Genomic DNA, 24,309 nt, shown 5'->3' with positions numbered 1-24,309 from the left:
AGGCATCAGTTAAACAAGGATGCCTGCAAGGGCTGTTGTGCCTCCACATCCTCTTCTCGAACCAAGGTGGTGACCTTAACCCCAAGCAGGCGAAAATGTTGATCCAGCGATACGCGTTTGAGGCATTCACCCGCAGCACGACGAATGGCTGCACTGTCATTGGTGTAGTGCGGCAAGGATAGGTCACGGGTGGCGGTACGGAAATCGTGATATTTGATCTTGATGCCCACAGTACGTCCTACATAGCCTTTATGCTGCAAATCTTCTGCCACCCGCTCGCATAGAGCAGTAAACACCTCGGAGAGCCTGGCCTTATCCTTGCGGGCATGCATGTCACGTTCAAAGGTGGTTTCGCGGCTCATGGATTTTGGGGTTGAAAAGGTCACTACCGGTCGGTTGTCACGACCATGCGCGACTTCCAGCAGCCAGTGCGCATAACTCAATCCAAAATTTTCCTGTAGCAGAGAGGCATCGGTTTGCGCGAGCTCTGCAATGGTATGGATATTCAAGGTGGCCAGTTTTTTTGCTGCCTTCGGGCCTATGCCGTTGATCTTGCTAGCCTTGAGTGGCCAGATCCGGCCAGTAAAATTTTCTGCATCAATGATGGTGAGCCCATTGGGCTTGTCCAGGTCGGAGGCAATTTTTGCCAGGAGTTTGTTGGGCGCGATGCCGATTGAGCAGGAAAGACCAGTAGCGGCTTGAACGGCATGCTTGATCTGTTGCGCTAATGCTTCAGTGTCTTCGGAGTGGTGGGTCAGGTCGATATATATTTCATCAATACCCCGGTTTTCTATCAAAGGTGCAATATTGGCGACGGCTTGCTTGAACAACCGTGAATAATGGCGGTAAGAGTCAAAATTGGCCGGTAGCAGAATCGCCTCCGGGGCAAGCTGTGCTGACTTCATCAGGCCCATGGCAGAAAATACCCCTAGAGTCCTGGCTTCGTAGGTGGAGGTGGTGACCACCCCACGACCACTATATTCTCGCAGCCTGAAAAATTTCCGGCTGCCATCCGGCAATGTCTCTGGTTGATATACAGCACGACCTCCTACCACCACGGGCAGTCCACGTAGTTCTGGATAACGTAATAACTCCACCCCGGCAAAGAACATATCCATGTCCAGATGGGCAATACGACGGGAAGAAAATGAGTTCAAAGGTCTATGCGTTGGTGATGTCAGGTCGCTATGCTATCAATTTCCTGCATATATTTAAAAATAAGCTGGCGTAACTCAGTGTTTTTGGTTAGAATTCGCACCCTCTAGAAACGTTAAGTTTCATGTCCCCATCGTCTAGAGGCCTAGGACACCTCCCTTTCACGGAGGCGACCGGGGTTCGAATCCCCGTGGGGACGCCAATTTTATAAAAGCAGACACTCAGGTGATCTGCTTTTATTTTGCCCTGTAAAATGGTAAGTCCTTGATAAAAAAGGATAGTCATGTTTGTCGGTACGCGGCAGTTTCAGTTTACAGATCATGAGGCTGGAGTTTCATTTCCGGTGCTGGTGATGTATCCCACAGCCCAACCTGCGGTTTCCACGGCTTTTGGCCCTTATGTGATGGATGTCAGCCCGGATGCACCCGTGGCTCAGGGCGTTTATCCTCTGGTGATTGTGTCGCATGGTAGCGGTGGTTCCCATTTACTCTATCGCAGCATTACCATGCATCTGGCGCGAAATGGCTATATTGTGGCCATGCTGGAGCATGCGGGTAATAATCGGCTGGATAATCAGTTTCAGGGGAAGATCCAAAATCTGCAATATCGGCCACGGCATGTCACGTTGACGATTGATGGTATTTTGGCTGATCCTGAGTTGAGTCGCCACAGCCAGCAGCATCATGTTGCGATCATAGGCCATTCGATGGGGGGATATACCGCTTTGGCAATTGCTGGTGGTCAACCTTGGTATCCGCCAGACCAGCTACAACCTGAACAATTACATACTGCACAACAAGTAGAAGTTGAACACGATCCCAGGGTGGGTGTTCTCGTACTGCTGGCACCTGCAACGCCATGGTATATGCCAGAAGGTGCATTAAGCCGGGTGGATTTACCTATCCTGATGCTGACAGCTGAACATGATCCCTATACGCCTCAATGGCATGCCGACATAGTCCTGAATGGGGTGCCTGACCGCGAAAAAGTGACATTTAGGGAGGTAAAGAATGCCGGGCATTTTTCTTTCCTCAGTCCTTTCCCACCCAAAATCCAGAGTGGTGGCTCATTGCCCACCATAGATCCAGAAGGGTTTGACCGCGAACAATTTCATGAGCAGCTTAAAGTGGAATTACTGGCTTACTTGAATCTCAAGTTGAAAACAACGTGATCTGGGTTGAATAGACCATAAAAATGGGGCATTTATGCCCCATTTTTATGTCACGCACAGCCGTTATTATTCGGCAACTACGATGTCATTCTTTACTGCAGTCACGCCCTTGATGCTCTTGGCCAGTTTGGCTGCGTGGTCAGATTCTTTCTTGCTCTTGGCTGTACCAGAGAGCTGTACCAAGCCAGCACTGTCAGTTTCAACCTTGATGTCGGTAGCGCTTACCAGCTTGTCCTTGGCAAAAGCAGCTTTCACTTTCGTGGTCACTACAGAATCACTCAATTTGGTTTCGATTGGATCACCATCTGCAGCAAAAGCAGCTACAGGCATTAACAGGGCGCTGATCAGAACGAGGCTTTTAAAATTAGTTTTCATGTAAGACTCCTTGATTGATTTAGTATTGATCTAAAAGACGAGTCCATTCTACGGGGCGTTAGGTCAAGCACTAATCGGCATGTCGCTGAATCAGGTGTAGGAATCAGCTTACTGCTCGCATGATTCAAGATCCCAAGAGGTCTGGAATGGATATAACCGCTAACAAAGACTGTGTTGGTGAGGTTCATCATTGAAGGCGGCGATCTTCGACAAGACAATCAAGAATGTGTGACAAATATCTTTCTGATTGACCTGCCTAAGTCGCACTATTTTTTCTTACAAAATGATGGTGATGCTGGGATGCTTGCCTACAGGTGATTGCTATGGCTGAAGCCTGATTAAGCAGTATGTAGTGGTGCTGGGAAATGTAGAAAAAAGCGAGTGAAGTGTGATCAATAAAACCTGTGACCAGATTGCGATAAGCAACTATTAAAAACCTATACCTGCAATCTGGTCACTGGTCTTGCTCATGGTTAACCAAAAAAGAAACCGAGAGCAATTGGGCCAAACATTACAGTGACCAACATCAGATTCATTAGCGCATTCATGAGCTTATTCCTTGTTTAGTAGAGGGTGTAGCCAATGTAAGCGATGGAAAAAAAGATGTTTATCTGGAAAATTCCGATTTCCTTGTAGGACAAAAGGAAGTCCACTGCAAGTTTTTACTGAGATGAGGATGCAACCCTCTAAATGGCCGCCATTATGAGGTCTTGAGCTTCAAGGTCTGTAGCGTTCTTTCTCTCACTTGATGTAACAAGTCCGCATCTTGTACAAGCGAATGACCATAAGAGTGCACCATTTCCTGCATGCGCTCTTGCCAGGCCGGGTCTTGCAGCCGGGCGCCAAAGCAACGCTCCAGTACCTGGATCATGGCTGGCACGGAGGTGGAAGCCCCAGGTGATGCACCCAGCAGGGCCGCCAGGCTACCATCTTTGGCGGCAACTATTTCGGTACCGAATTCCAGTTTCCCGCCTTGTTCACTGCATTGTTTGATGATTTGCACGCGCTGCCCTGCATATAGTAGTGACCATTCACTTTCTTTGGCATCAGGGAGGAAGTTACGCAGTGCAGCCACACGTTGCTTGTGGCTCTGAAATACTTCCCCTATCAGGTAGCGGGTGAGGTCCATGTTATGACTACCTGCGCCCAGCATGGATTTCAAGTTGTTGCGTTTGACAGAGCGTAGCAGGTCAAGCAATGAACCTTGCTTGAGGAATTTGGTGGTAAAGCCAGCATAAGGCCCGAAGAGCAGGGCGGGTTGCCCATCAATGATGCGGGTATCCAGATGAGGAACCGACATGGGGGGGGCACCTATTGGCGCTTTACCGTACACCTTGGCATAGTGCTGTTTGACAACATCCTGGTTATTGCAGACCAGCCATTGGCCGCTTACTGGAAAGCCACCATATCCCTGACTTTCGGCAATACCTGCTTTTTGTAACAGCGGTAACGCCCCGCCCCCAGCGCCTAGAAAGACAAACCCCGCATCCAAGGTGATTTTACTGCCTCCGGTTTTATCCTGAACCTCAACCTGCCAGCGCTGGTTATTTTGCTGTTTAAGGCTGCGGACTGCATGCTGGGTATGTAATTTGAAGTTGGGGGATTGTTGCAGATTGGCTATCAATAGGCGCGTGAGCGCACCAAAATCCACATCTGTCCCATATTGAATCCTGGTAGCAGCCACAGGCAGGGAACTGCTTCGGTACTGCATCACCAAGGGCATCCATTCTGCGAGTGTTTGCCTGTCCTCGGTATATTCCATATCGGAAAATAGATGATGGGCACTCAACGCTTGATGGCGCTTACGCAGGAAGTTGACATCTTTTTCGCCCCAGACAAAGCTGGCATGAGGGGTGGCATTGATAAAATGCGTTGGGGAGGGCAGGGCTTGTTGTTCTACCAGCCAGGACCAGAACTGCAAGGATTCTTCGAATGCCGCGTTAATACCCAGGGCGCGGGTGATCTGGATGCTGCCATCGGCCGATTCGGGGGTGTAGTTCAACTCACAGTAACCAGCATGCCCTGTACCAGCATTATTCCAGCCATCACTACTTTCACTGGCGACCTTGTCCAGTTGTTCGACCATCATGATATGCAGGGACGGATCGAGCTTCTGCAGCATTGTGCCCAGTGTGGCACTCATGATGCCGCCACCTACTAGCAATATATCGGTCTGGAGCGCTTGGGTCATGGTCTGGTTCTAATCAATCTTCCGCTTGGGACGCCATGATATGCATACTGCGCGATTCTGTAAAATCCATGCAATATTGGGTACTATTAAGCACGTTCCAGCCAGTGCGCAATGACATTGACCACATATTCCTGCTCGATCATGCTCAGTGCGCGTCCATGCGGGATTTGGTGCCATTGTTCCAGGCATCCTCTGCAACAGCATGCTGTGGCATGTTGGGCCACAAATACCGGGTGGCCACGGAAAGGCGTCTGCTTGCCATCATTGGCAATGTCTGCGGGCGCAAGGCGCTTGGCAACAAAGTCACGCGCATGGTCAGTGACCACAGGCAGGCCTTTGCTGTGCAAATAATCCCTGTCTTTGCTGGCAAGCTTGAACGAGCTGCGGAATTTAGATGCTTCCAGTGCCAGGAATAGCGCATCCAATGTGCGCATGCCTAGAGAGGTTCAAAACTGAGGGATGCCGAGTTAATACAGTAACGCACGCCAGTGGGCGGAGGCCCATCGGGAAATACATGGCCCAGATGTGCATCGCACACATTGCAGATCACTTCAGTGCGGATCATGCCGTGAGAGTGATCCACTTCTTCGCGTACATTGTCTGGATCCAGGGCTTTGAAATAGCTGGGCCATCCACATCCGGCATCAAACTTGGTGTCTGATTCAAATAGCGGCGTTTCACAGCATACGCAGCGATATATGCCATGCTCAAAGTGGTAAGCAAATTCGCCAGTACCCGCACGTTCGGTCGCAGCATGCCGGGTGACTTCATATTGCAGGGGAGTGAGCTGTTGCTGCCACTCAGCATCTGTCTTGAAAAACTTGGCCATTTCTTTCTCCTTTTCCTCTTGATGATCACTGTTTTTATAGAATGCCAGACACCTCTAAACCTAGTAAAATCCCGCTCTTCAGCCATCAAGGACAATCCAGTGACACAACACGGTAAAGCGATCAGCATCCAGGGCGTTAACGCTATCATCCGGGACATGGATTACGGTGAGTCCCGTGAAGATACCAACGCAGTCCCACATTTTAATATCAGATTCGATCTTGAGCTGAATGAAAAGCTTTATTCAATCACTTATAGCAGACCTGTGCAGGCAGATGATCATTTCGCCGTGTCGGGCGATGATTACGAGCCTTTGTTGCAGGCGCTTGAGCCTGATCAGGCTCTGACAGCAAAAAATCAATACAGTGCACTGACAGAGCAAGCGCTGCATGCCGAGCTGTTGCCGATTGCCGAGTCTGTCTATGAGGACATTGAATATCACTCGCCAGATCAGGATGAAGAGTAAGTCTCAGGACATTGCCATGCTCACTGTTGACCAGCGGGAGGTTAGTGATCCCTGGGTGCAGCAGTTGATCGTGGCGTTGGATCAGGAGCTGTTGCAAATTTATCCTGACATGCCGCCAGCGTCTCCATTGAAGACACCGTGTATGTTGGTAGCTGCCCTCGATGCAACCCCGTTGGGTTGCGTTGCGCTGCATATCTACTCTTCAACTGAGGCCGAAATCAAGCGTCTATATGTCATCCCTAGTGCCAGAGCGCGCGGCATTGCCCGCCATCTGTTAGTGTTGATAGAGGAACAGGCTGTTGCAAGGGGACTGACCCGCATGCTGGTGGAAACAGGCAATTTACAACCTGCGGCGATCGCGCTTTATCTAAGGATGGGGTATAGCGAGATTGCCCCGTTTGGGCATTACGTCGGGAATCCTGTCAGTCGCTGCTTCGAGAAGTCCCTGGTTTAGGGCGGCGACTGCAAATAAAAACGCCAGCGTTGTGCTGGCGTTTGATTGAACCATGCTTGCGCAGACTTAGTTCAAAGCATCCTTAAGTGCCTTACCAGCCTTGAAGCTAGGAGCCTTACGAGCAGCAATCTTGATTTCATTGCCAGTTTGAGGATTGCGGCCAGTGCGAGCAGCACGTGCGGAAACGCCAAAAGTACCGAAGCCGATCAGTGTCACTGTGTCGCCACCCTTCAGGGCTGTAGTAACGGATGCAGTGAATGCATCAACAGCTTTACCAGCAGCAGCTTTGGAAATACCAGCTTCCTTGGCGATTTCTTCGATCAGTTCTGTCTTGTTCATATGTATGTCCAGTCCTTGTGTTTATTGGGTTATCAAGCAATTTTGGTAAGGCGGATACCTCGCCTCGTTACCAGAATGAATAGTAACAGGGGAGAAAATATCACAACCTGCGCTCAAATAAACCCCTTTTCAACAAGAACTAGGCAAATTTTTCTAATAAGAGCCCGTATTGACGCTGTTTTGAGACAAATTTGACCACATTTTTCAAATGGTTAAAGCGAGTTGGTTCCTACCAACCCGATGATGCCAATGATGATCAGGTAAATGGCAACGATGTAATTTAGTAGGCGAGGTATGGCCAAAATCAGGATGCCAGCAATCAGTGCCACCAGAGGGGCTAAGCTTAAATGCAGATTCATGGAGTGGTTCCTCAGTGATTTATTGGGCAAAAAAAGGGAGCATATGCTCCCTCAAGGCTTAAGCCCTGTTTGTGTAAGATTTCGCGATGCGTTTAACCACATAACTCAATACAGCGGCTTTGATCAGGAATTTCATGATGTATCTCCTTCAAGATTGAAGCATCATATTGAACCTGTTGTCGAGCTATCAATATAGGAAATGAACTGATAATCATGTAGGGCAACTTTGTACAATTCGGTTTTTGCCTCTTCGCATATGAAATGTTCGGCATATATCTCCCAGATCATTCAGATCATTTTTCTGAACCTCTGCTTTATCCTGCGTACTAAAGTGCACTCCCCGTCATCGTATACATCGGCCAGGTGCTGCTTTATAAGCTTCATCGGTCCTGGGTAATGGTTTTGCGGGAGGGCAGTGTGTGTGCGATATTGGCAAAGGTGTAACAGGCAGGAAATAACAATGACAGAAGACTTAAATGATTTGATGGGGTGGTTGCAGGGGCATCAGCAGGTATTCAGCATGCTGTGTGTTCTGCTGTTGATAGTGGGAGCATGGATTGTTAACTGGATAGTCAGGCATATCCTGTTACGCGGTTTGCATCGCTTATTGCGCTCCGCGGTGATTGGGGATGCGGTGAGGCAGCGTCGAGGCGCTGCGCGTTTGGCCAGTATAGTCCCGGCCTTGTTGATTGCCTATGGGATTACCTGGATTCCAGATTTGCCACCGGCATTGGTGACGGTGGTACAAAATGTAGCGCATGCGTTTATCGTATTGAGTATCGGCCTAGCGATTGGCTCTGTACTCAACGTGTTCAACGATATCTGGCAGCAACGACCTGATGCGCATATGCGCCCGATCAAAGGCTATGTGCAGGTAGTGAAGATCGTGATTTATCTCATCGCCACTATCCTCATGGTGGCAACACTGATTGACCGCTCACCCTTGATCCTCTTGTCCGGGATAGGGGCGATGGCTGCGGTGCTCATGCTGATATTCCAGGACACATTGCTTTCGCTGGTGGCCAGCGTGCAGATTACATCCAATGACATTATCCGGGTGGGAGATTGGGTGGAAATGCCCCAGCTCAATGCCGATGGGTTTGTCATTGATATTGCGCTGCATACAGTCAAGGTGCAGAACTGGGACAAGACCATTACTACCGTCCCGACCAAACGCTTCATCAGTGACTCGTTCAAGAACTGGCGCGGGATGTTCGAGTCTGGCGGGCGTCGAATCAAGCGCAGTATCTTCATCGACCAGAACAGTGTTCACTTCCTCACACCGGAAGAGCTTGGACACCTGCAGCAATTCAGCCTGCTGGATGATTACCTAAAGAAAAAACAGGACGAACTCGACGAATGGAACAGGGCGCTGGGCGAGAAAGGCAGGAAACCGATCAATACCCGCCGCGTCACCAATATCGGTACTTTTCGCGCCTATGTTGAGCAATACCTGAAGAATCATCCACGCGTCCACCAGGAAATGCTCATGGTGGTGCGGCAGCAAAATCTTTCCGCAGAAGGCATTCCGCTGGAAATCTGGTGCTTTTCCAACACTACGGTTTTTGTGGAGTATGAGGCCATCCAGTCCGATATTTTCGATCACTTGCTGGCCATATTGCCGGAGTTTGGCTTGCGCGTATTCCAGAATCCAAGTGGCGCGGATCTTAAAAGCTTGCGACAAACGCCTACCGAGGGCCTGTAAGCGGGTTAACTTATTCTGCCGTGGTATCGGTCACCCGGCCACGATAAAGCGCAGCAATCAGGTCAGACTGGGTCACTATGCCTGCCAGTCGGCGCTCATGGTCTATGACCGGGATATGATGGATTCCATGTTCCGAAAGCAGGGGAACGAGTTCAACAATATGGGTATCTATGCTGGTGGTGAGCACCTGGCTGGTCATGATCTGGCCTACTACCTCGGGTTTGTCTGTCGCGACTAAATGCGTGCGCTGTACGAAACGCCGCAACTTGTCCTCAAACCCGCTGTAAACCTCCAGGTTGGCATGCTGCATGAAGTCAAAGCGTGTCAGGATGCCAATAATACGCCGCGAGCGGTCCAGTACCGGTAAGGCCTTGATGTGATGTTTAAGCAATAAGGGCCAGGCTTCTTCCAGTAAAGTCCCAAACTCAACGCTGACCACATCACGTGACATGATATCGCCGCAGGTAATTTCACCAAACCGGCGCCGGTAGGCATGCATCTCGGTTTGCAGGAACAGGGTTTCCAGGTCGTCACGTGCGACGTCCAGCACTTGATTGTATTGCTTCAATACAGCATCCAGATCGCCTGCGGTGAAGCCGATACGGTCACTGGGGCGTAAATCCTTGGTCAAGTGCGCGCGATTGCTGTGATCAGGATTGGGCTGGTGGGGATAACGCCGCCGCGTGGCGTTATTGAAGAGCAAGGCTACCAATAGCAGAATGAGAGAATTCACGGTCACGAGTAGCAGGAAGTCAGCGCTGTGCTCTCGTATAACCGCCCCCCCCAGAATGGCAGTTAATGCCACCGCCCCACCCGGGGGATGCAGGCAGCGCATGGCAAACATCAGGCCAATCGCGCCCGCAATCGCCAATGAGCATGCCAGGGCCGGGTCGGCAATCCAATGGCTGCAGGCGATGCCGGCAATCGCGGAGAACACGTTGCCACCGAAGATGGACCAGGGTTGAGCCAAAGGGCTGGCAGGCACCGCATAGAGCAATACGGCGGATGCTCCCATCGGCGCAATCAGGAATGGCAGGCTTTCAGCGCCCAGTAACCAGTAACTCAGATATCCCGTCATCAATATACCCAGCAGGGCGCCCACGCAGGCGCGCAGCTTTTCTGTATGGTTGACCGAGGTTTGTTGTGGCGTAAAGCCTTTCAGCCAGTGTAAGACTGCATTCACACAAGTGTTCCTGAAATCACAATCTGGCAATTTAACATTTTTCGCCCCAATTTGGTGCAGATAGAGATATGGATTTTCCTGATAATCTATATTTATAGATTATTAATTGCTAGACTTCGATATGCATTATTTATCAAATGGTACAAAATCGATATGACACTGAGTGAATTGAGATTTATTGTCGCGGTTGCCAAGGAGCGTAATTTCCGACGCGCTGCGGAAAAAACCTTTGTCAGCCAGCCGGCATTGAGTCTGGCCGTGAAAAAGCTGGAAGAAGAGCTGGGAGTGATTATTTTTGAACGTAGTCACAAGGACGTAGCGATGACGCCGATCGGAGAGCAGATAGTCTTGCAGGCAAGCCGGACACTGGAAGAAGCCAATCGGGTCAAGGATATTGCGCGCCAGGGTAATAACCAGTTGGCAGGCGCTTTCAAGCTTGGAGTGATTTATTCCACAGGGCCTTATTTGCTCCCAGAGATTATTCCTGCTTTACGCCACATGGCCCCAGAAATGCCTCTGGAAGTGGAAGAAAACCTGACAGCAAACCTGGAAACGCAATTGCGCAACCGTGTCTTGGATGCTGCCATCATTGCCCTGCCTTTTGATGTGCCTGGTGTATGTTATGAGCCGCTTTATGATGAAACCTTTGTGGTGGCCGTACCGGATATTCATCCGTGGGCCAATCGTACGTCCATCCATGCAGAAGAGCTCGCGGATGAAAAGGTGCTATTGCTGAATAGTGGCCACTGTTTCAGTAACCAGGTGGTGCTGGCCTGTCCACAGCTTTCCCGGCATGGTGAAGTACTACAGGGCAATTCGCTGGAGACTATACGCAATATGGTGGCTTCTAATCTGGGGATTACCGTATTGCCCTGCAGTGCTGCAGTGGAGCGCTACCGCAATCCATTGATTAAGGTGATTCCGTTTGCTGACCCTGTGCCGACCAGGCGGATGGCACTTGCCTGGCGCAAGGGATATACCAGGGAAAAAGCGATAGAGTGTATGTTGGCTGCGATCAGGAGTATTCAGTCGCCATGTTTGCAGGCCTTGACCTGAAAAACTGGAAAATCATTGAGACAAATGAAAACAGGGGCGATTAGCCCCTGTTCTTTTATGTACGGTACAAAAACTTAACGGTTGCAAACGTACATGGTTACTTCAAAACCGAAACGCATTTCAGTCACTTCTGGCTTGGTCCACATGATATGTCTCCTTTAGGTTTGAGTGAAAAATCATGTAGTGGTGTTTCCATCTACACAATCCATGACTCACATCATATAGAACCACGTCATGAATGCTATGCGCAGCATCATGATCTATACCTAGTGATTTTCATTAGATATTTTGCTGCAGAATGCCAGGATCAACGCTTATTTACTATGCCACACAGGATGAGGGGGAAAATTAATAGGTGACAAAAACGCGGTAGCCAGACACTGGTTCTCCGCTGGTGGAGAGTGAGAGTCTGATCTGGACTTCCTCGTTTGAGGGAATCCCTGCCTCAATGTCGGTATCATCTGGCAGATATTCACTAGGCTTGAAAATGCGGCGCAGCTTGGGTTTGTCATCATCGTCCGTCAATGTCAGTTCCAGCATGGGATAAGCCTGGATAAATGCGGCGTTGTTGATCAAGGTGGTGGAAAGCTGGATAACTTCGGGATGTTCTATATCTTCTTGCAGGTCTGAGTCGTCCAGGGCCAGAAGCTCAGGGTTCTTGGACAGTGGAATTTCGCAGCCCAATAACTCACAGCTTGAGATCAGCAAGGGTTTGGAAGCTGGCCAGTGGCTGGCTAACTCTGTACGGAAGAAATAGGCGGCCTGACCTGCAGCCATCAGCAATAACAATATGCATAACGGAATGCTTAACCATAGCGAAAGATTGTGCTTGGTAGTTTTACTGGGCTTCTTTCCCTTGAGAAACGCATCCGGGATGGGGGCTGGTTGAGTTTGAGTGGATGCTTGCGATGCCACAGTGGATTCGGCATTGGCATGTGAAGGCGGAACGGCTAACGGCATTGCTGTTGCATCGGCATCTACATGAGGCCATGCCTGCTCGGATGTTAAAGCAATGGTTTCTTCAGGCGCTGTGAGTCGGTCTTCAGGGATAGCATCATTGTGAGCGTTTTCTTCAGGCACTGGCTCTAGTGGGTCTGTCAGCGATAGCGCATGCCCAATTAGGACTTCAGTATCTGCTGCGGGGTTGCTATCGTCGCTGCTGGCGTTTTCTGACTCTATTTCTGCAAGTAGGCTTGGTTCCTTAACTAGGTCTGGCAATGGTACAGGCAGTGGCTCCAGTAGCTCATAGAGTCTGTCCTGGGTATTAAATACATGCTGGCATTGTCCGCAACGGACGGTACCGTGATGTGCGGCCAGTTGTTCCGGCTTGACGTGGAATTGGGTGTCACACGCTGGGCAGGATGTTACTAGCCGCATATCAGGCCTTATCTCCGGATTCCGGTGAGCAGCACCCAGCTATCCATGAAAGTAGGTGGGTTCATGTCGAACCATTCGGCATAGATAGCCGAGACTTGCTCGGTTTGCTCACGCAAAATACCAGAGAGCGCTATCCTGCCACCGGACTTGCTGGCACTTGCCAGTGCCGGGGCTAGCACCGACAAGGCGCTGGACAGGATATTGGCTACCACGACGTCGAACTGTGCAGAAGGCAGTTTGTCCGCCATAAAGAAATCAGCAATGACATGGTTCTGCGTAGCGTTGTATTCACTGGACTGGATAGCCTGGGCATCAATATCGACGCCAATCACCTGGGCTGCACCGAGCTTGCTGGCAGCAATGGCCAGAATGCCAGAGCCGCAGCCATAATCGAGCACTGTTTCACCGGTTTTTATGGTGTCTGCAAGCCAGGCCAGGCACAGGTGAGTGGTCGGATGGCTACCGGTACCAAAAGCCAATCCCGGATCCAGTACGATATTTAGCGCCTTTGCATTGGGGGCATCATGCCAGGAAGGCACAATCCATAGGTCGTCGCGGATACGGATGGGTTCGAATTGGGATTGGGTGGCACGCACCCAGTCTTGTTCGGCGATGGTTTCCGTGGAGTAGATGAGTTCTTCTAGTCCAGTGGCGGTACGTAGTTCTGCCAGCACCCCTGCAATGTCAGCATCCTCATCAAACAGTGCACTGACCACGTTTTGCTGCCAGATACCGGGGGGGGGATCCCCCGGTTCGCCGAAAATAGGCTGTTCGTCGGGTGTTTCTGCATTGGCATCTTCGATGATGGCAGACAGTGCACCAAGTTCCATCAAGGCATCACTTAGCTGGTCGGCATTGTTATCATGTGCCTCGATTTTAAGTGAGATCCATCCCATTACTTGGTCGCGATACCGAGCTTGTGTTCCAGGTAGTGAATGCTGGTACCACCTTGGTGGAATGCGGCATCTGCCAGCAATTCCTTGTGCAGGGCGACATTGGTCTTGATGCCTTCAATCACCATTTCAGACAGTGCGATCTGCATGCGGGCGATTGCCTGTTGGCGCGTATCACCATAAGCAATCAGTTTGCCTATCATTGAATCGTAATTGGGCGGCACCATATAACCTTGGTAAGCATGAGTATCGACGCGGATACCAGGGCCTCCTGGCATATGGAAGGTGGTGATGCGACCAGGTGATGGCACAAAGTTGAAAGGATCTTCGGCATTGATGCGGCATTCGATAGAGTGCCCGGAGAGCTTGATATCCTTCTGGCTGAAACTCAGCTTCTGGTTGGCTGCAATCAGGATTTGCTGCTGTACGATATCAATGCCAGTGATCATTTCGGTCACTGGGTGCTCTACCTGGACACGGGTGTTCATTTCAATGAAATAGAACTCACCGTTTTCATAGAGAAACTCAAAAGTGCCGGCACCGCGATAATTGATGCGCATGCAGGCTTCAGCGCAGGCAGTGCCTATCTTCTTACGCATTTGTTCGGTGATCCCGAACGCAGGCGCTTCTTCCAGTACCTTCTGGTGACGTCGTTGCATGGAGCAATCACGTTCACCCAGATATACCGCGTTACCGTGCTGGTCTGCCAGTATCTGGATTTCAATGTGGCGTGGCTGTTCCAGGAATTTTTCCATGTAGACCACGGGATTACCAAAAGCAGCCTGTGCTTCTGCTTTGGTCATACTCACTGAGGCGAGCAATGCAGCCTCTGTATGGACAACCCGCATGCCGCGACCGCCGCCGCCGCCAGCCGCCTTGATAATGACGGGGTAGCCGATTTCTTTGGCAATGCGGATCACCTCATCTGCATCTTCAGGCAAGGCACCTTCTGAACCGGGCACGCAGGGCACACCAGCGGCTTTCATGGTGTCCTTGGCACTGACTTTATCGCCCATCAGGCGGATGGTCTCGGCACGGGGACCGATAAAGGCAAAGCCACTTTGTTCCACGCGCTCGGCAAAATCGGCATTTTCTGAAAGAAAACCATAGCCCGGGTGGATTGCTTCCGCATCAGTTACTTCCGCTGCACTGATCACCGCAGGAATATTAAGGTAGCTAAGCCCGGAAGGTGCGGGGCCTATGCATACAGATTCATCGGCAAGCTTAACGTACTTGGCTTCACGATCAGCTTCAGAGTGTACTGCGACAGTCTTGATACCCAGTTCGCGACAGGCACGCTGGATACGCAGGGCGATTTCCCCACGGTTTGCAATGAGGACTTTATCGAACATGTAAACCCCTAGCCTATGATGAACAGCGGTTCGCCGTATTCGACCGGTTGGCCGTTTTCGACCAGGATAGCCTTGATAACGCCAGATTTGTCGGCTTCAATTTCATTGAGCAGTTTCATGGCTTCAATGATGCAGAGCGTATCACCAGCGTTTACGCTGCTGCCGATATCGACAAAGGATTTTGCATCGGGTGATGGAGCACGGTAGAACGTGCCTACCATGGGTGATTTCACAACATGGCCTTCAATTACTGGGACAACAGGCTCGGCAGCAGCAACAGGGGCTGCGGCAACGGGTGCCGCGGCCAGATATGGCTGGGCAAATTGAACTGGCGCCTGTGCCAGATGGCGGGAGATGCGTACTTTTTCTTCGCCTTCGGTCAGTTCCAGCTCGGAGATACCGGATTCCTCAACCAGGTCGATCAGTTTTTTAAGTTTGCGTAAATCCATGTTTAACCTCTAAAGATAGTTGCCCGCTTAGGCGCGGGTAATAGTGTTGATAGCGTAGTCCAGCGCCAGTGAATATCCTTGTGCGCCCAGGCCACTGATCACGCCGACAGCAATGTCGGAGAAATACGAATGGTGGCGAAAGGATTCGCGTGCATAGATATTCGAAAGATGGACCTCAATAAAGGGAATCTTCACGGCCGATACTGCATCGCGCAGTGCCACTGAAGTATGGGTAAAGGCTGCGGGGTTGATAATGAGGAAGTCTGCCGGGTTTTTTGCCAGCGCATGAATCTTCCCGATTAATTCGGCTTCATGGTTGCTTTGAAAAGTTTCCAGCAGGATGCCGGAGCTGTGCGCCTGAGTTTTCAGAGTCGCATCAATGCTTTCCAAAGTGGTTCTGCCATAGTGCTCTGGTTCACGCAGGCCCAACAGATTCAGGTTGGGGCCATGCAGGACAAGAACGGATTTGGAAGAATGATCAGCCATAAAGGGGGCTTTTGATAGCCAGTGCAACTTTGATGGCTGCAAGTTTGCCGTAATTTGGGGTATTTTGTCTAGCGGATTGACGAAATTTACCGAAATTGGCGTTTGGCAAGGTTTAGCTGGCTGGGGGAAGGGATTGGGCGAGCAATGGCTGTAAAGTTTCCTCAAGCAGCGCCTTGCTGATACGGCCAAAATAACTTTTCACGATTTTACCATCAGTGCCAATGATGACGGTATATGGCACTACCCCTTTATCATTGCCCAATGATGCACTAATAGCCATGCCTTCACTATCCGCAGCTAGCAGTGGGTAATTCATCGGGGTTTTTACAGCGAATCCCCGCATTTTCTCTGCATTATCCAGAGAGATGCCCAGCACCTCGACACCTTGAGCCTGGTATTGCGCATGCAGTTCTGCAAGTTCAGGCATTTCCTCTCGGCAAGGGGCGCACCAGGTTGCCCAGAAATTGACTACCAGGATCTTGCCTTGCCACTGGCTGGCGGATTGTTGGGCATTATTCAGATCAGTGAAGCTGGCCTGGAAAAAAGGGGCGGTAGAGGCATAAACAGTCACCGGTGGTGCCAGGCTGGGTTTGGTGACAAAGTTCTGTACCAAAATACCTGCTGCCATCAGCCCGAGAGCGAGATAAACAAAGTGTTTCTTATCAAGGCGTTTAGTCATTGCGATGCTGCACTTTCACTAAGGATTGTTCAAATTGGCCTACATTTTGGTAGCCAATGACTCTGGCATGGCGAATTTCCTCGCCCTTGCCATTGAAAAAAATGATGCCTGGAGGGCCATATAGGCCAAAACGCTTGAGCAGCGCCTGGTCGCCGGTATCGTTTTTGGTAACGTCTGCCTGTAACAGAACGATGTTGTCCAGGCGGGCGCGGATTTTTGGATCACTGAAAGTGAATTGCTCCATTTCCTTGCAAGCGACACACCAGTCGGCATAGAAATCCAGCATGACCAGGGTGTCCGGGTGTTGTTGCAACTGGTGATCCAGTGCCGCCAGGTCCTTGATGCGCTGGAAGGGCAGGGCAGCGACCCTGTCGGGAGCAATGCGTAAGCCTTCCAAAGGGTGCAAGGCTGATTTGGCACCAGAGGCAGCGCCTATGACCAAGGTGGTGCCGAGCAACAGCATGATGATGGCAATACCTTTCCAGAACCTGGTCCAGCCACTTGCAGTGTCAGGCAGGCGATCCAGTGCCCGCATAAAAATGGCTGGCACGATCAGCAGGGCGGCCCATATTAATAGCTGCAGACTGGTGGGAATCAATGGCGAAACAATCCATACGGCTACTGCCAGCATGATCACACCAAATAGTTGCCTGACTGCGCTCATCCACGGTCCGGCCTTGGGCAGAATAGCACCGGCGGAAGCACCGATCAGCAATAATGGCACTCCCATGCCGATTGAGAGTGCAAACAAGGCTGTGCCGCCCAGCACAATATCTTGTGTCTGGCCGATATAAACCAATGCGCCAGCCAGCGGAGCTGCCACACATGGGCTCACGATCAACGCACCCAGCACCCCCATGGCAAACACACCGAGTAAGTGCCCACCCTTAAAACGTTGGCTGGTCTGCATCATGCGAGTTTCCAGGCTGGCGGGTAACCGGATTTCGTAAAAGCCGAACATGGAAAGTGCGAGGAGGATAAAAACCAAAGCACTGGCGCCAAGTACCCAGGCATTCTGCAAGGCAGCACTCAACAGTTGTCCGGAAAGGCCAGCCGCCACGCCAGCCGCTGTATAGCTGAGTGCCATGCCCAATGTATAAGCCAGGGACAGATTGAAGCTATGCAGCCGACCAGTATGTTTACTGCCGACGATGATGGCGGACAGAATGGGAATCATGGGTAACACGCAGGGGGTTAAGGAGAGTAGCAGGCCAAACCCGAAGAATCCTAGAATGATCAACCACATGTTGCCACTGGCAAGCAGCTTGGTGGATTCATCCTGTTCTGCTGGCGAACCTATGAGGATGCTGGTGGTCGGATGTGCAGCGTCAAGTTCAAACGTTTTGTTGATCGGTGGATAGCACAGGCCTTTTTCGCTACAGCCCTGGTAAGTGGCGCTGATCTTGATGATGTTGTGGGTCTTGTCATCATTCGGGCTGGCGAGTGCGAGCTTGATTAAGGCCGCAAAGTCGTGATGGAACACCTCGGTTTTGCCGAAGGTTGGATCCTCTTTCCAGTCACCTGAGGGTAGTGTGATTGAGCCAAACTGATGGTGATCGGATTCAATCGTGAACTTGATTTTGTCTTTGTATAAGTAGTGGCCAGGCGCAATCTGGAAATCTGCCTGCAGGGTGTCCGCAGCAATAAATTCGACCGAGAGCTTGAAAGCTTGCTCTGGTGGCAGAATATTATCCTCATTGCTGTCAACAAAGACACTGCGCCCTTTATTGATAAAGTCACTGAGCTGACTTGTGCCTGGCTGAGCCAATGCCATGGCGGGGGAAAGCCCGGTCAGTATCAGTAGTGAGAGGAGAAAAAAACGGTGTAATGCCGAGATCACGCTTTGGTTTCCTGGTGTAGCCATGTGAGATAGGCGGGTAATCCACCTGTGATTGGGACATGGATGATTTCTGGAAGTTCGTAAGGATGTAGTGCCTGAATGGCCTCTTCAATGGCAGGGTAGTTCTGGAGAGTAGTTTTGATCAGCAGTGGGATTTCCTCGGCCCGTTCGATTTTCCCCTGCCAATGATAAATAGAAGTGCAGGGTGCCAGCAGGTTGACGCAGGCAGCGAGTTGATTGGCGATCAGGTGCTCTGCAATTTTTTCAGCACTGTTCTGGTCTGGCAGATTGGTCAGTACCAGAATAGTGTCAGTGGTTTCTGATGATGGAGATTGAGGTTTCATGCGTTTTCTGTTCCTTTTGTTGATTTTACTCGCTTTCCCTATTGCTGAGATATGGGTGTTGATTGAGCTGGCTGCGCGTTATGGCTGGCTGGTGCTGGCTTATCTGCTGGTGGTCGGGGTGCTGGGATGGCGCTTGATACAGGATGAGAAGTTGCTGATGTTAGGTCGCATGGCGCAAACCATCCAGTCTGGAGGTACCCCGATCAAAGCCTTGTTCGGCAGTGCCAAGAACCTGATTGCAGGGATATTGTTGATTCTGCCAGGCGTGATCAGTGATGCGATTGCCGTCATTCTGCTATTGATTCCTGCCGGTGCCAAAGAACCCGCGGATGCTGCCAATGAGCCTGACTTCGTTTCACGTGAAACACGTCAGCAGGATACCGAGAGAGGGACGGCCAGCCACAGTGGTGAAGTGATCGAGGGTGAATATCGTCGCGAAGAGTAAGCTGACAGGGCCGTGCCAGCGCTATGCTAGACTAGCGCCCTTCGTGTGAGTGCCTGTTTGCATTAGGAAATACTGCATGTCTTATCAAGTCATCATCAAACCCAGTGACCGTGTACTGACGGTGGAAAATGGCGATACAGTGCTGGATGCCGCCATTGATGCCGGTATTAACCTGCCGTATGGCTGCCGCAATGGTACCTGTGGCGCCTGTAAGGGTCAGGTGCTGGCGGGAGAGGTGAACTATGGGGATTATTTTGAAAGTGCCTTGAGCGAAGACGAGAAGAAAACCGGTAAAGCCTTGTTTTGCTCCGCGCAGCCCTTATCCAACCTGGTGATTGAGTGCAGGGAAGTGGCGGGTGAGGGCATACCACCGCGCATCATGCCGGTTCGGGTGGAAAAGCTGGAAAAACTCTCACATGACGTCATGGGCATGACACTGAAGTTGCCTAGCAACGAACGCATGCAGTTTATGGCGGGACAGTATATTGAGTTCCTGTTGAAGGACGGTAGGCGTCGAGCCTTCTCTCTGGCCAACGCACCTTATCACGACCGATTCCTTGAGCTACATATGAGGCTGGTGCCTGGTGGGCAATTCACCCACTATGTTTTCAGTGAAATGCAGGAAAAAACCATCCTGCGACTGGAAGGGCCGTTCGGCACATTCTATTTGCGTGAGGAAAGTGATAGCCCCGTGATCTTTGTGGCTGGGGGCACCGGTTTTGCTCCGGTCAAAGGGATTATTGAGCATGCCCTGCATCATGGGGTACAGCGCAAGATGATCCTGTATTGGGGAGCACGTTCCAAACAGGATATTTACATGCATGAGCTGCCACTGAAATGGCAGGCAGAACATCCTCTGTTCGAATATATCCCGGTGCTTTCAGACCCGGCACCTGAAGATGACTGGCAAGGCAGGACGGGTCTGGTACACCATGCGGTGCTGGAAGATCACGCTGATCTCAGTGATTATCAGGTGTATTGCTGTGGTGCGCCGCAAATGGTGGAAACTGCCCATCAGGATTTTCAAGCGCATGGCCTGCCTGCGCATGAATTTTTCTCGGATGCCTTTACCTTCTCCAACCCTGTTGCCAAAGCTGGCACATCCTAAACATCAGCGATGAAGCCGGTGCTATTTGCCTTCCTGGCAGAATTGTACGCTCAGGCGGTATTGGCGGTTGGCAGCTTCTGTTTCTCCACGGCTTTCCAGCAGGCGCGCCAGCGTTAAATGCGCATTGGCATGCGGTTCAACGCTGATACTGGCTTCAAGGTAGCTTTGGGCCTTGCCCCAGAGACTAAGGCGTACACACATCTTGCCCAGTGCCAGCAGCAGCTTGGCATCTCCTTCATGACGCATTAGCCAGTGTTCAGCCTGTTGCAATTGCTTGTGAGGGTTGGTAGTCGCACAGTCACCGAGCAGGCCGGCAAGTGTGCTGTCCCAGCGTTTGGTGAGGCTCATTTCCAGTACTTCTGCTGCCTGGTTGCCTGCATTCAGGGCGATGAATGCTTCTGCGGCCATGGCGGCAATACGCGAAGTCAGGCGATCTTCATCGGGGATTTTCTTCCAGTAGGCCATCAAGCCATTGAGGTCATTTGCATTACGTTCAATCAGGTGCTGATGGGCTTGATGACGGATCTCGCGCGCTTGCCAGGATTCCATGCCATCGCGCTTTTCCAGTTGCTGCAGGATCAGTAGCACTTGCTCCCAATTGTTCAGCCGTAGCTGGACTTTTAATTCCAGACGCAGAGCCGGGACAAATTTGGATTCTATTTTTTCTATCTTGTGCAGGATGCTCAGCGCCTGGCTATATTGCCTGTCATCCAGTAGCAGTTCTGCATTGAGTAATAGGCGCGCCACCGCGGCATCCGGTGCCAGTCTTTCTGCTTCGGCAAGGTAATAGTCGCGCTGGCCCTTTTGCTTCAGTTTATGTGAGGCACGTGCGGCAATCAGTGCGGTCAGGCTGGCATCTTCTCCCAGATCCAGTGCCTTGGAGGCCGCTTTCTGGGCAGCCTGGTAACGGCCTTCGCCGATGGCATGCAGGGATTCCAATAATGCAGCATGGCCCTGACGTATGCGCTTATTCTCTTTGTAAGCACGTACATTGGCCGGCAAGTCGCGTGCATAGTTGATAAAGCGCAGCAGCAGGTGCATGGAAGCAAATGCCAATATGACCAGGATTAACAACAGGTTCAGTGAAAGCTCAAGCCGGTAGGGCGGTCTGACGATGAGGACGTAGCCTTCATTGCTGCCAGCCAGCAGTGATACCCCGATGGCCAGCGACAGAATAAACAGGATCCAGATGAGTAAACGCACTATTGGCCCCGCTCGGCATTGATGCGATCTGAAGTGCGCTCAGAATTGTTGGAGCGCTCCAGTGTCAGTTTGTATTTGCTGACCAGTCCCAGCGTCTCGCTGATATCAGGTACCTGAATCACGATATTGCTCGCAGACAACTGCTTGAGCGTAGTCAGTGCGGTTTTGGTCGCATTTTCCCGCAGGTCGAAGTGTCCCTTGATCCATTGATCAGTGGCATCCAGGTCGGCGCGATAAGTGTTCTCATCATGCTGCAACAGAGCGATGCGGGCGGTCAGCAAATGCAGCTTGATATTCTCGCGCAGGAAGAATGTCTGGTCAGGCGCCAGTAATGGCGGCTCAGCGCGGTCAACCCGCTCAAGCCGGATCATCTGCTTGAGGTCTTCCCACACTTCGCGTGCCAGTTTGCGTAGCTGGTTTTCATCATCCAGCAGGGCTTCCGGCAACATTGGTTTGGGGTGGCGGTCACTCACCAGCGGCAGCTTATCAATACTTTCAGTCAGATTCTCCAGTTTGAGACTCATGCCGATCACATCAATCAATGGTAGCTCTTGCAGGCGCTGGATATCCTTGGCAATCGCCTTGCGCAGTTGTATCGCCAGAGGGGAGTCCATATGCTGCAGACGGGAATCGGCGGTTTGTAACGCCAGCAATGCGGGCTTGATGTTGGCGGCCAGTTGCAGTTGCTGGTTGGCAATCGCGAGTAGCTGCTCCACTTCGGCAATCACGCGCTCATCATGATTGTTGACCAGTTCCAGATACAAGGTTTGCAGGGACTCTTGCTGGTCACGTGATTCTGCCAGTTGTTGTTCAAGCTTGATGATGCGTACATTGGACTCTGTGCTGCGTTCATCAGCATTCTTGGCCAGCGCCAGACTTTGCTGGTTATTGTTGTTGAACTGCTCCAGCCGCTGGGTCAGCGATTGTTCCAGCTCGATAAAACGATGGCGCGTATTGAGCCACTGCCATGCCAAGATGCCGAGTGCAAGCAACACCAGGATAAATGCGATCACGGCGAAAAACGACGGTTTTCTCGTTACTGTCACCAGGGGTGTTGCAGCAGCGGGGCTGCTGGCAGTATTGGATTCTGGAGTGTTTTGTTCAGTCATATTGGGCTAACTTTACTTAAGCATTGCAGCATGGCATCGTCTCCTGGTGCCTCGGCCACCAAGACCCTCAGGCCTTGTGCCTCTGGTAACTCGGCGATTCTGGCGTGATTGACGCAGATGGTGACGTCTTGTATCCATTGATCCTGGCCGTTGTTCGTCATGTCCAGCAGATGGCGCATGGCTTCACTGCTGGTGACAACGACAGTATCCAAGCCCCCATTTTGCCACAGAGCGGACAAAATGCCTGCATCGGTTTGTGGGTTGATGCGGCGATAGCATTCAGCAAACGTGATCTGGGCCCCGCGCTCGCGCAGGGTATCGGCCATCAGTTCACGGCCACCTACCCCTCGGACAATCCAGATATGGTGTCCTGCGACATCCTGCATTTCCGGCAATGCCAGCAAGGCTTCGCTGTCGAAACGCTGCCTCGGCTGAAGGACGTCTGATACCCCATATTGCTGCAATTCCTGCGCTGTAACCGGGCCAATTGCGGCAAAACGCAAGCCAGCTGGCAGTGAGTGATACCTGGCTTTGATCCTTGGCATGGCATTTTGCACGGCGTTGGAGCTGATAAATATGGCCCAGTCCTGTTGCGGCAGCCGCTCAAGTTGTTGCTCGAAATGGCTGTAATCCGCCAGTGGTGCAATCGCAATCAGAGGAAAAGAGATGGCATGGCCGCCAGTCGCTTCTATCAATGCTGTTAGCCGACTCGCCTGACCTTGTGGCCTGGTGATGGCGATATGGCGGTCTTGCAACTCAGGCATCTGCTGCCAATGCAGCCAGGATACGATCTGCACCGCGAGCGATGAGTTTCTGTGCCAGTGCCTGCCCCAGGGCTTCTGGTGCTGCCACCGGGCCCTCTGCTTGCTCGTGCAGTAGCTCGAGGCCGTCTATGCTGGCGACAAAACCTGTCATGGTCAGGGTGTTGCCATGCTGTTCTGCATAAGCCCCCAGCGGTACCTGGCAACTGCCTGCCAATGCACGACTCATACCGCGTTCGGCTTCCACGCAGGCAGCCGTTTGTGGATGGTTCAAGGGCGCCAGTACGGCGAGCAGGTCCTGGCGGGCTGCATTGATCTCTATACCCAAGGCGCCCTGACCAACGGCGGGGATGCTCTGTGTGGTGTCTATGGCTTGGCGAATACGCTGTTCCAGGCCCAGGCGCTTGAGCCCTGCTGCGGCGAGGATGATGGCGGCATATTGCCCTTCATCCAGTTTGCGCAAGCGTGTCTGCAGGTTGCCGCGCAGGGACTCAATCTTGATATGCGGAAACCTGGCCTGCAACTGGCTCTGGCGACGCAGGCTGGAAGTGCCGACGATACTGCCAGCAGGCAGATCCTCCAGGCTGGCGTAGTCATTGGATACAAATGCATCCCGTGGGTCTTCACGTTCGCCTATGGCGGCAAGTGCAAAACCATCCGGCAAATGCATGGGCACATCCTTCATGGAATGCACGGCAAGATCGGCACGCCCATCAGCAAGTGCCTGCTCCAGTTCTTTGACAAACAGCCCCTTGCCGCCTATCAGTGCCAACGGAGAATCCAGAATCTGGTCACCCGTTGTCGTCATGCCCAGAATCTCAATGATGGCTTCTGGGTAAAGGGCTTGCAGGCGGCTTTGAATATGCTTGGCTTGCCACATGGCAAGTGCGCTTTCGCGAGAGGCGATAACCAGTTTGGTCGGTGGAGTCATAAAAATATCAGGCAGGGCAGCTAAAAGGGAATCATGAAGGTGCTAATTCT

General features: G+C 51.5%; 28 protein-coding genes and 1 tRNA gene. 8 read left to right on the top strand and 21 right to left on the bottom strand.

The window, feature by feature from the left end; translation table 11 throughout:
* Positions 1 to 5 precede the first annotated feature (5 nt).
* Positions 6 to 1,157, bottom strand: coding sequence for a DNA polymerase IV (dinB, locus tag LG201_RS10885; RefSeq protein ID WP_226772232.1), 1,152 nt, complete (start codon positions 1,155 to 1,157; stop codon positions 6 to 8).
* A gap of 124 nt (positions 1,158 to 1,281) precedes the next feature.
* Between dinB and LG201_RS10880 the strand changes: the two genes are divergently transcribed.
* Positions 1,282 to 1,357, top strand: a tRNA-Glu gene (locus LG201_RS10880).
* Positions 1,358 to 1,438: 81 nt separating this feature from the next.
* Entirely contained in the window at positions 1,439 to 2,326 is an 888-nt protein-coding gene (locus tag LG201_RS10875; RefSeq protein WP_226772231.1) for an alpha/beta hydrolase family protein, read from the top strand.
* A gap of 66 nt (positions 2,327 to 2,392) precedes the next feature.
* Here the strand turns inward: LG201_RS10875 and LG201_RS10870 are convergent, their stop codons facing one another.
* From LG201_RS10870 to msrB, 4 genes are all read right to left on the bottom strand, one after another.
* Positions 2,393 to 2,701, bottom strand: coding sequence for a BON domain-containing protein (locus LG201_RS10870; RefSeq protein ID WP_226772230.1), 309 nt, complete (start codon positions 2,699 to 2,701; stop codon positions 2,393 to 2,395).
* 700 nt (positions 2,702 to 3,401) lie between these two features.
* Positions 3,402 to 4,892 (bottom strand): malate dehydrogenase (quinone), encoded by a 1,491-nt coding sequence (gene mqo / locus LG201_RS10865; RefSeq protein WP_226772229.1) that lies wholly within the window; start codon positions 4,890 to 4,892, stop codon positions 3,402 to 3,404.
* A gap of 86 nt (positions 4,893 to 4,978) precedes the next feature.
* Positions 4,979 to 5,326 carry a DUF4186 domain-containing protein gene (locus LG201_RS10860; protein WP_226772228.1) on the bottom strand — a complete coding sequence of 116 codons (348 nt, stop codon included), beginning with the start codon at positions 5,324 to 5,326 and terminating at the stop codon, positions 4,979 to 4,981.
* 2 nt (positions 5,327 to 5,328) lie between these two features.
* Positions 5,329 to 5,721 (bottom strand): peptide-methionine (R)-S-oxide reductase MsrB, encoded by a 393-nt coding sequence (msrB, locus tag LG201_RS10855; RefSeq protein ID WP_226772227.1) that lies wholly within the window; start codon positions 5,719 to 5,721, stop codon positions 5,329 to 5,331.
* 99 nt (positions 5,722 to 5,820) lie between these two features.
* Here msrB and LG201_RS10850 point away from each other — a divergent pair, with 99 nt between their 5' ends.
* Both LG201_RS10850 and LG201_RS10845 read left to right on the top strand, forming a co-directional pair.
* Complete coding sequence (locus tag LG201_RS10850; RefSeq protein ID WP_226772226.1) at positions 5,821 to 6,186, top strand: hypothetical protein; 366 nt, start codon at positions 5,821 to 5,823, stop codon at positions 6,184 to 6,186.
* A 16-nt stretch (positions 6,187 to 6,202) separates the two neighbouring features.
* Positions 6,203 to 6,640: a GNAT family N-acetyltransferase gene (locus tag LG201_RS10845; RefSeq protein ID WP_226772225.1), complete on the top strand. Its 438-nt coding sequence runs from the start codon at positions 6,203 to 6,205 to the stop codon at positions 6,638 to 6,640.
* 66 nt (positions 6,641 to 6,706) lie between these two features.
* Here LG201_RS10845 and LG201_RS10840 read toward each other — a convergent pair whose 3' ends face one another.
* Both LG201_RS10840 and LG201_RS10835 read right to left on the bottom strand, forming a co-directional pair.
* Complete coding sequence (locus LG201_RS10840) at positions 6,707 to 6,979, bottom strand: HU family DNA-binding protein (RefSeq protein ID WP_226772224.1); 273 nt, start codon at positions 6,977 to 6,979, stop codon at positions 6,707 to 6,709.
* Positions 6,980 to 7,191: 212 nt separating this feature from the next.
* A complete protein-coding gene (locus tag LG201_RS10835; RefSeq protein WP_226772223.1) occupies positions 7,192 to 7,338 on the bottom strand; it encodes a DUF3096 domain-containing protein in 147 nt (48 codons plus the stop codon).
* A gap of 460 nt (positions 7,339 to 7,798) precedes the next feature.
* Between LG201_RS10835 and LG201_RS10830 the strand changes: the two genes are divergently transcribed.
* A complete protein-coding gene (locus tag LG201_RS10830) occupies positions 7,799 to 9,043 on the top strand; it encodes a mechanosensitive ion channel family protein (protein WP_226772222.1) in 1,245 nt (414 codons plus the stop codon).
* 10 nt (positions 9,044 to 9,053) lie between these two features.
* On the opposite strand, the gene LG201_RS10825 is transcribed toward LG201_RS10830, so the two are convergent.
* On the bottom strand, positions 9,054 to 10,226 hold the full coding sequence (locus LG201_RS10825) for an HPP family protein (RefSeq protein ID WP_226772221.1): 1,173 nt from the start codon (positions 10,224 to 10,226) through the stop codon (positions 9,054 to 9,056).
* Positions 10,227 to 10,379: 153 nt separating this feature from the next.
* Between LG201_RS10825 and LG201_RS10820 the strand changes: the two genes are divergently transcribed.
* Positions 10,380 to 11,282 (top strand): hydrogen peroxide-inducible genes activator, encoded by a 903-nt coding sequence (locus tag LG201_RS10820; RefSeq protein WP_226772220.1) that lies wholly within the window; start codon positions 10,380 to 10,382, stop codon positions 11,280 to 11,282.
* Positions 11,283 to 11,356: 74 nt separating this feature from the next.
* Here the strand turns inward: LG201_RS10820 and pqqA are convergent, their stop codons facing one another.
* The 9 genes from pqqA to cutA form a co-directional block, all read right to left on the bottom strand.
* Positions 11,357 to 11,428, bottom strand: coding sequence for a pyrroloquinoline quinone precursor peptide PqqA (gene pqqA / locus LG201_RS10815; RefSeq protein WP_081774944.1), 72 nt, complete (start codon positions 11,426 to 11,428; stop codon positions 11,357 to 11,359).
* A 202-nt stretch (positions 11,429 to 11,630) separates the two neighbouring features.
* Positions 11,631 to 12,659: a DUF3426 domain-containing protein gene (locus tag LG201_RS10810; RefSeq protein ID WP_226772219.1), complete on the bottom strand. Its 1,029-nt coding sequence runs from the start codon at positions 12,657 to 12,659 to the stop codon at positions 11,631 to 11,633.
* A gap of 8 nt (positions 12,660 to 12,667) precedes the next feature.
* Positions 12,668 to 13,555: a 50S ribosomal protein L11 methyltransferase gene (gene prmA, locus LG201_RS10805; RefSeq protein ID WP_226772218.1), complete on the bottom strand. Its 888-nt coding sequence runs from the start codon at positions 13,553 to 13,555 to the stop codon at positions 12,668 to 12,670.
* Complete coding sequence (gene accC, locus LG201_RS10800) at positions 13,555 to 14,904, bottom strand: acetyl-CoA carboxylase biotin carboxylase subunit (RefSeq protein WP_226772217.1); 1,350 nt, start codon at positions 14,902 to 14,904, stop codon at positions 13,555 to 13,557. The genes prmA and accC overlap by 1 nt, the downstream gene beginning before the upstream one ends.
* Before the next feature lie 8 nt (positions 14,905 to 14,912).
* Positions 14,913 to 15,353 (bottom strand): acetyl-CoA carboxylase biotin carboxyl carrier protein, encoded by a 441-nt coding sequence (accB, locus tag LG201_RS10795; protein ID WP_226772216.1) that lies wholly within the window; start codon positions 15,351 to 15,353, stop codon positions 14,913 to 14,915.
* Between the two features lie 27 nt (positions 15,354 to 15,380).
* The gene (aroQ, locus tag LG201_RS10790; protein ID WP_226772215.1) at positions 15,381 to 15,839 is read right to left on the bottom strand and encodes a type II 3-dehydroquinate dehydratase; all 459 of its coding nucleotides are present in this window, start codon (positions 15,837 to 15,839) and stop codon (positions 15,381 to 15,383) included.
* Between the two features lie 112 nt (positions 15,840 to 15,951).
* Positions 15,952 to 16,518 (bottom strand): TlpA family protein disulfide reductase, encoded by a 567-nt coding sequence (locus tag LG201_RS10785; protein ID WP_226772214.1) that lies wholly within the window; start codon positions 16,516 to 16,518, stop codon positions 15,952 to 15,954.
* Entirely contained in the window at positions 16,511 to 18,358 is a 1,848-nt protein-coding gene (gene dsbD / locus LG201_RS10780) for a protein-disulfide reductase DsbD (RefSeq protein WP_226772213.1), read from the bottom strand. Before dsbD ends, LG201_RS10785 begins: the two co-directional genes overlap by 8 nt.
* Complete coding sequence (cutA, locus tag LG201_RS10775; protein ID WP_226772212.1) at positions 18,355 to 18,702, bottom strand: divalent-cation tolerance protein CutA; 348 nt, start codon at positions 18,700 to 18,702, stop codon at positions 18,355 to 18,357. Before cutA ends, dsbD begins: the two co-directional genes overlap by 4 nt.
* On the opposite strand from cutA, the gene LG201_RS10770 reads away from it, so the two are divergent.
* Entirely contained in the window at positions 18,701 to 19,147 is a 447-nt protein-coding gene (locus LG201_RS10770; RefSeq protein ID WP_226772211.1) for an FxsA family protein, read from the top strand. The genes cutA and LG201_RS10770 overlap by 2 nt on opposite strands.
* A gap of 76 nt (positions 19,148 to 19,223) precedes the next feature.
* The gene (locus LG201_RS10765) at positions 19,224 to 20,255 is read left to right on the top strand and encodes a CDP-6-deoxy-delta-3,4-glucoseen reductase (protein WP_226772210.1); all 1,032 of its coding nucleotides are present in this window, start codon (positions 19,224 to 19,226) and stop codon (positions 20,253 to 20,255) included.
* 21 nt (positions 20,256 to 20,276) lie between these two features.
* Here the strand turns inward: LG201_RS10765 and LG201_RS10760 are convergent, their stop codons facing one another.
* The 4 genes from LG201_RS10760 to hemC are packed head-to-tail and all read right to left on the bottom strand — an operon-like array spanning position 20,277 to position 24,259.
* Positions 20,277 to 21,458 carry a heme biosynthesis HemY N-terminal domain-containing protein gene (locus tag LG201_RS10760; protein ID WP_226772209.1) on the bottom strand — a complete coding sequence of 394 codons (1,182 nt, stop codon included), beginning with the start codon at positions 21,456 to 21,458 and terminating at the stop codon, positions 20,277 to 20,279.
* Entirely contained in the window at positions 21,458 to 22,567 is a 1,110-nt protein-coding gene (locus LG201_RS10755) for a uroporphyrinogen-III C-methyltransferase (protein WP_226772208.1), read from the bottom strand. Before LG201_RS10755 ends, LG201_RS10760 begins: the two co-directional genes overlap by 1 nt.
* Complete coding sequence (locus LG201_RS10750) at positions 22,564 to 23,331, bottom strand: uroporphyrinogen-III synthase (protein WP_226772207.1); 768 nt, start codon at positions 23,329 to 23,331, stop codon at positions 22,564 to 22,566. The genes LG201_RS10755 and LG201_RS10750 overlap by 4 nt, the downstream gene beginning before the upstream one ends.
* Positions 23,324 to 24,259, bottom strand: a complete 936-nt coding sequence (hemC, locus tag LG201_RS10745; RefSeq protein ID WP_226772206.1) for a hydroxymethylbilane synthase — start codon at positions 24,257 to 24,259, stop codon at positions 23,324 to 23,326. Before hemC ends, LG201_RS10750 begins: the two co-directional genes overlap by 8 nt.
* Positions 24,260 to 24,309: the final 50 nt, after the last annotated feature.

Source organism: Methylobacillus gramineus (genome assembly GCF_020532675.1).
GTDB classification, from domain to species: Bacteria; Pseudomonadota; Gammaproteobacteria; order Burkholderiales; family Methylophilaceae; genus Methylobacillus; species Methylobacillus gramineus.
The sequence above is the reverse complement of the archived record's forward strand: the minus strand, read 5'-3'. Positions and strand labels throughout refer to the sequence as shown.

Bases quoted from the DNA above. Each gene is read 5' to 3' on its own strand.
- LG201_RS10860 (WP_226772228.1), bottom strand. From the start codon at position 5,326: ATGCGCACATTGGATGCGCTATTCCTGGCACTGGAAGCATCTAAATTC.
- prmA (WP_226772218.1), bottom strand. From the start codon at position 13,555: ATGGGATGGATCTCACTTAAAATCGAGGCACATGATAACAATGCCGAC.
- accB (WP_226772216.1), bottom strand. From the start codon at position 15,353: ATGGATTTACGCAAACTTAAAAAACTGATCGACCTGGTTGAGGAATCC.
- LG201_RS10785 (WP_226772214.1), bottom strand. From the start codon at position 16,518: ATGACTAAACGCCTTGATAAGAAACACTTTGTTTATCTCGCTCTCGGG.
- mqo (WP_226772229.1), bottom strand. From the start codon at position 4,892: ATGACCCAAGCGCTCCAGACCGATATATTGCTAGTAGGTGGCGGCATC.
- LG201_RS10875 (WP_226772231.1), top strand. From the start codon at position 1,439: ATGTTTGTCGGTACGCGGCAGTTTCAGTTTACAGATCATGAGGCTGGA.
- LG201_RS10845 (WP_226772225.1), top strand. From the start codon at position 6,203: ATGCTCACTGTTGACCAGCGGGAGGTTAGTGATCCCTGGGTGCAGCAG.
- hemC (WP_226772206.1), bottom strand. From the start codon at position 24,259: ATGACTCCACCGACCAAACTGGTTATCGCCTCTCGCGAAAGCGCACTT.
- LG201_RS10755 (WP_226772208.1), bottom strand. From the start codon at position 22,567: ATGACTGAACAAAACACTCCAGAATCCAATACTGCCAGCAGCCCCGCT.
- LG201_RS10820 (WP_226772220.1), top strand. From the start codon at position 10,380: ATGACACTGAGTGAATTGAGATTTATTGTCGCGGTTGCCAAGGAGCGT.
- LG201_RS10870 (WP_226772230.1), bottom strand. From the start codon at position 2,701: ATGAAAACTAATTTTAAAAGCCTCGTTCTGATCAGCGCCCTGTTAATG.
- LG201_RS10770 (WP_226772211.1), top strand. From the start codon at position 18,701: ATGCGTTTTCTGTTCCTTTTGTTGATTTTACTCGCTTTCCCTATTGCT.
- accC (WP_226772217.1), bottom strand. From the start codon at position 14,904: ATGTTCGATAAAGTCCTCATTGCAAACCGTGGGGAAATCGCCCTGCGT.
- msrB (WP_226772227.1), bottom strand. From the start codon at position 5,721: ATGGCCAAGTTTTTCAAGACAGATGCTGAGTGGCAGCAACAGCTCACT.
- LG201_RS10840 (WP_226772224.1), bottom strand. From the start codon at position 6,979: ATGAACAAGACAGAACTGATCGAAGAAATCGCCAAGGAAGCTGGTATT.
- cutA (WP_226772212.1), bottom strand. From the start codon at position 18,702: ATGAAACCTCAATCTCCATCATCAGAAACCACTGACACTATTCTGGTA.
- aroQ (WP_226772215.1), bottom strand. From the start codon at position 15,839: ATGGCTGATCATTCTTCCAAATCCGTTCTTGTCCTGCATGGCCCCAAC.
- LG201_RS10835 (WP_226772223.1), bottom strand. From the start codon at position 7,338: ATGAATCTGCATTTAAGCTTAGCCCCTCTGGTGGCACTGATTGCTGGC.
- LG201_RS10765 (WP_226772210.1), top strand. From the start codon at position 19,224: ATGTCTTATCAAGTCATCATCAAACCCAGTGACCGTGTACTGACGGTG.
- LG201_RS10830 (WP_226772222.1), top strand. From the start codon at position 7,799: ATGACAGAAGACTTAAATGATTTGATGGGGTGGTTGCAGGGGCATCAG.
- LG201_RS10810 (WP_226772219.1), bottom strand. From the start codon at position 12,659: ATGCGGCTAGTAACATCCTGCCCAGCGTGTGACACCCAATTCCACGTC.
- LG201_RS10750 (WP_226772207.1), bottom strand. From the start codon at position 23,331: ATGCCTGAGTTGCAAGACCGCCATATCGCCATCACCAGGCCACAAGGT.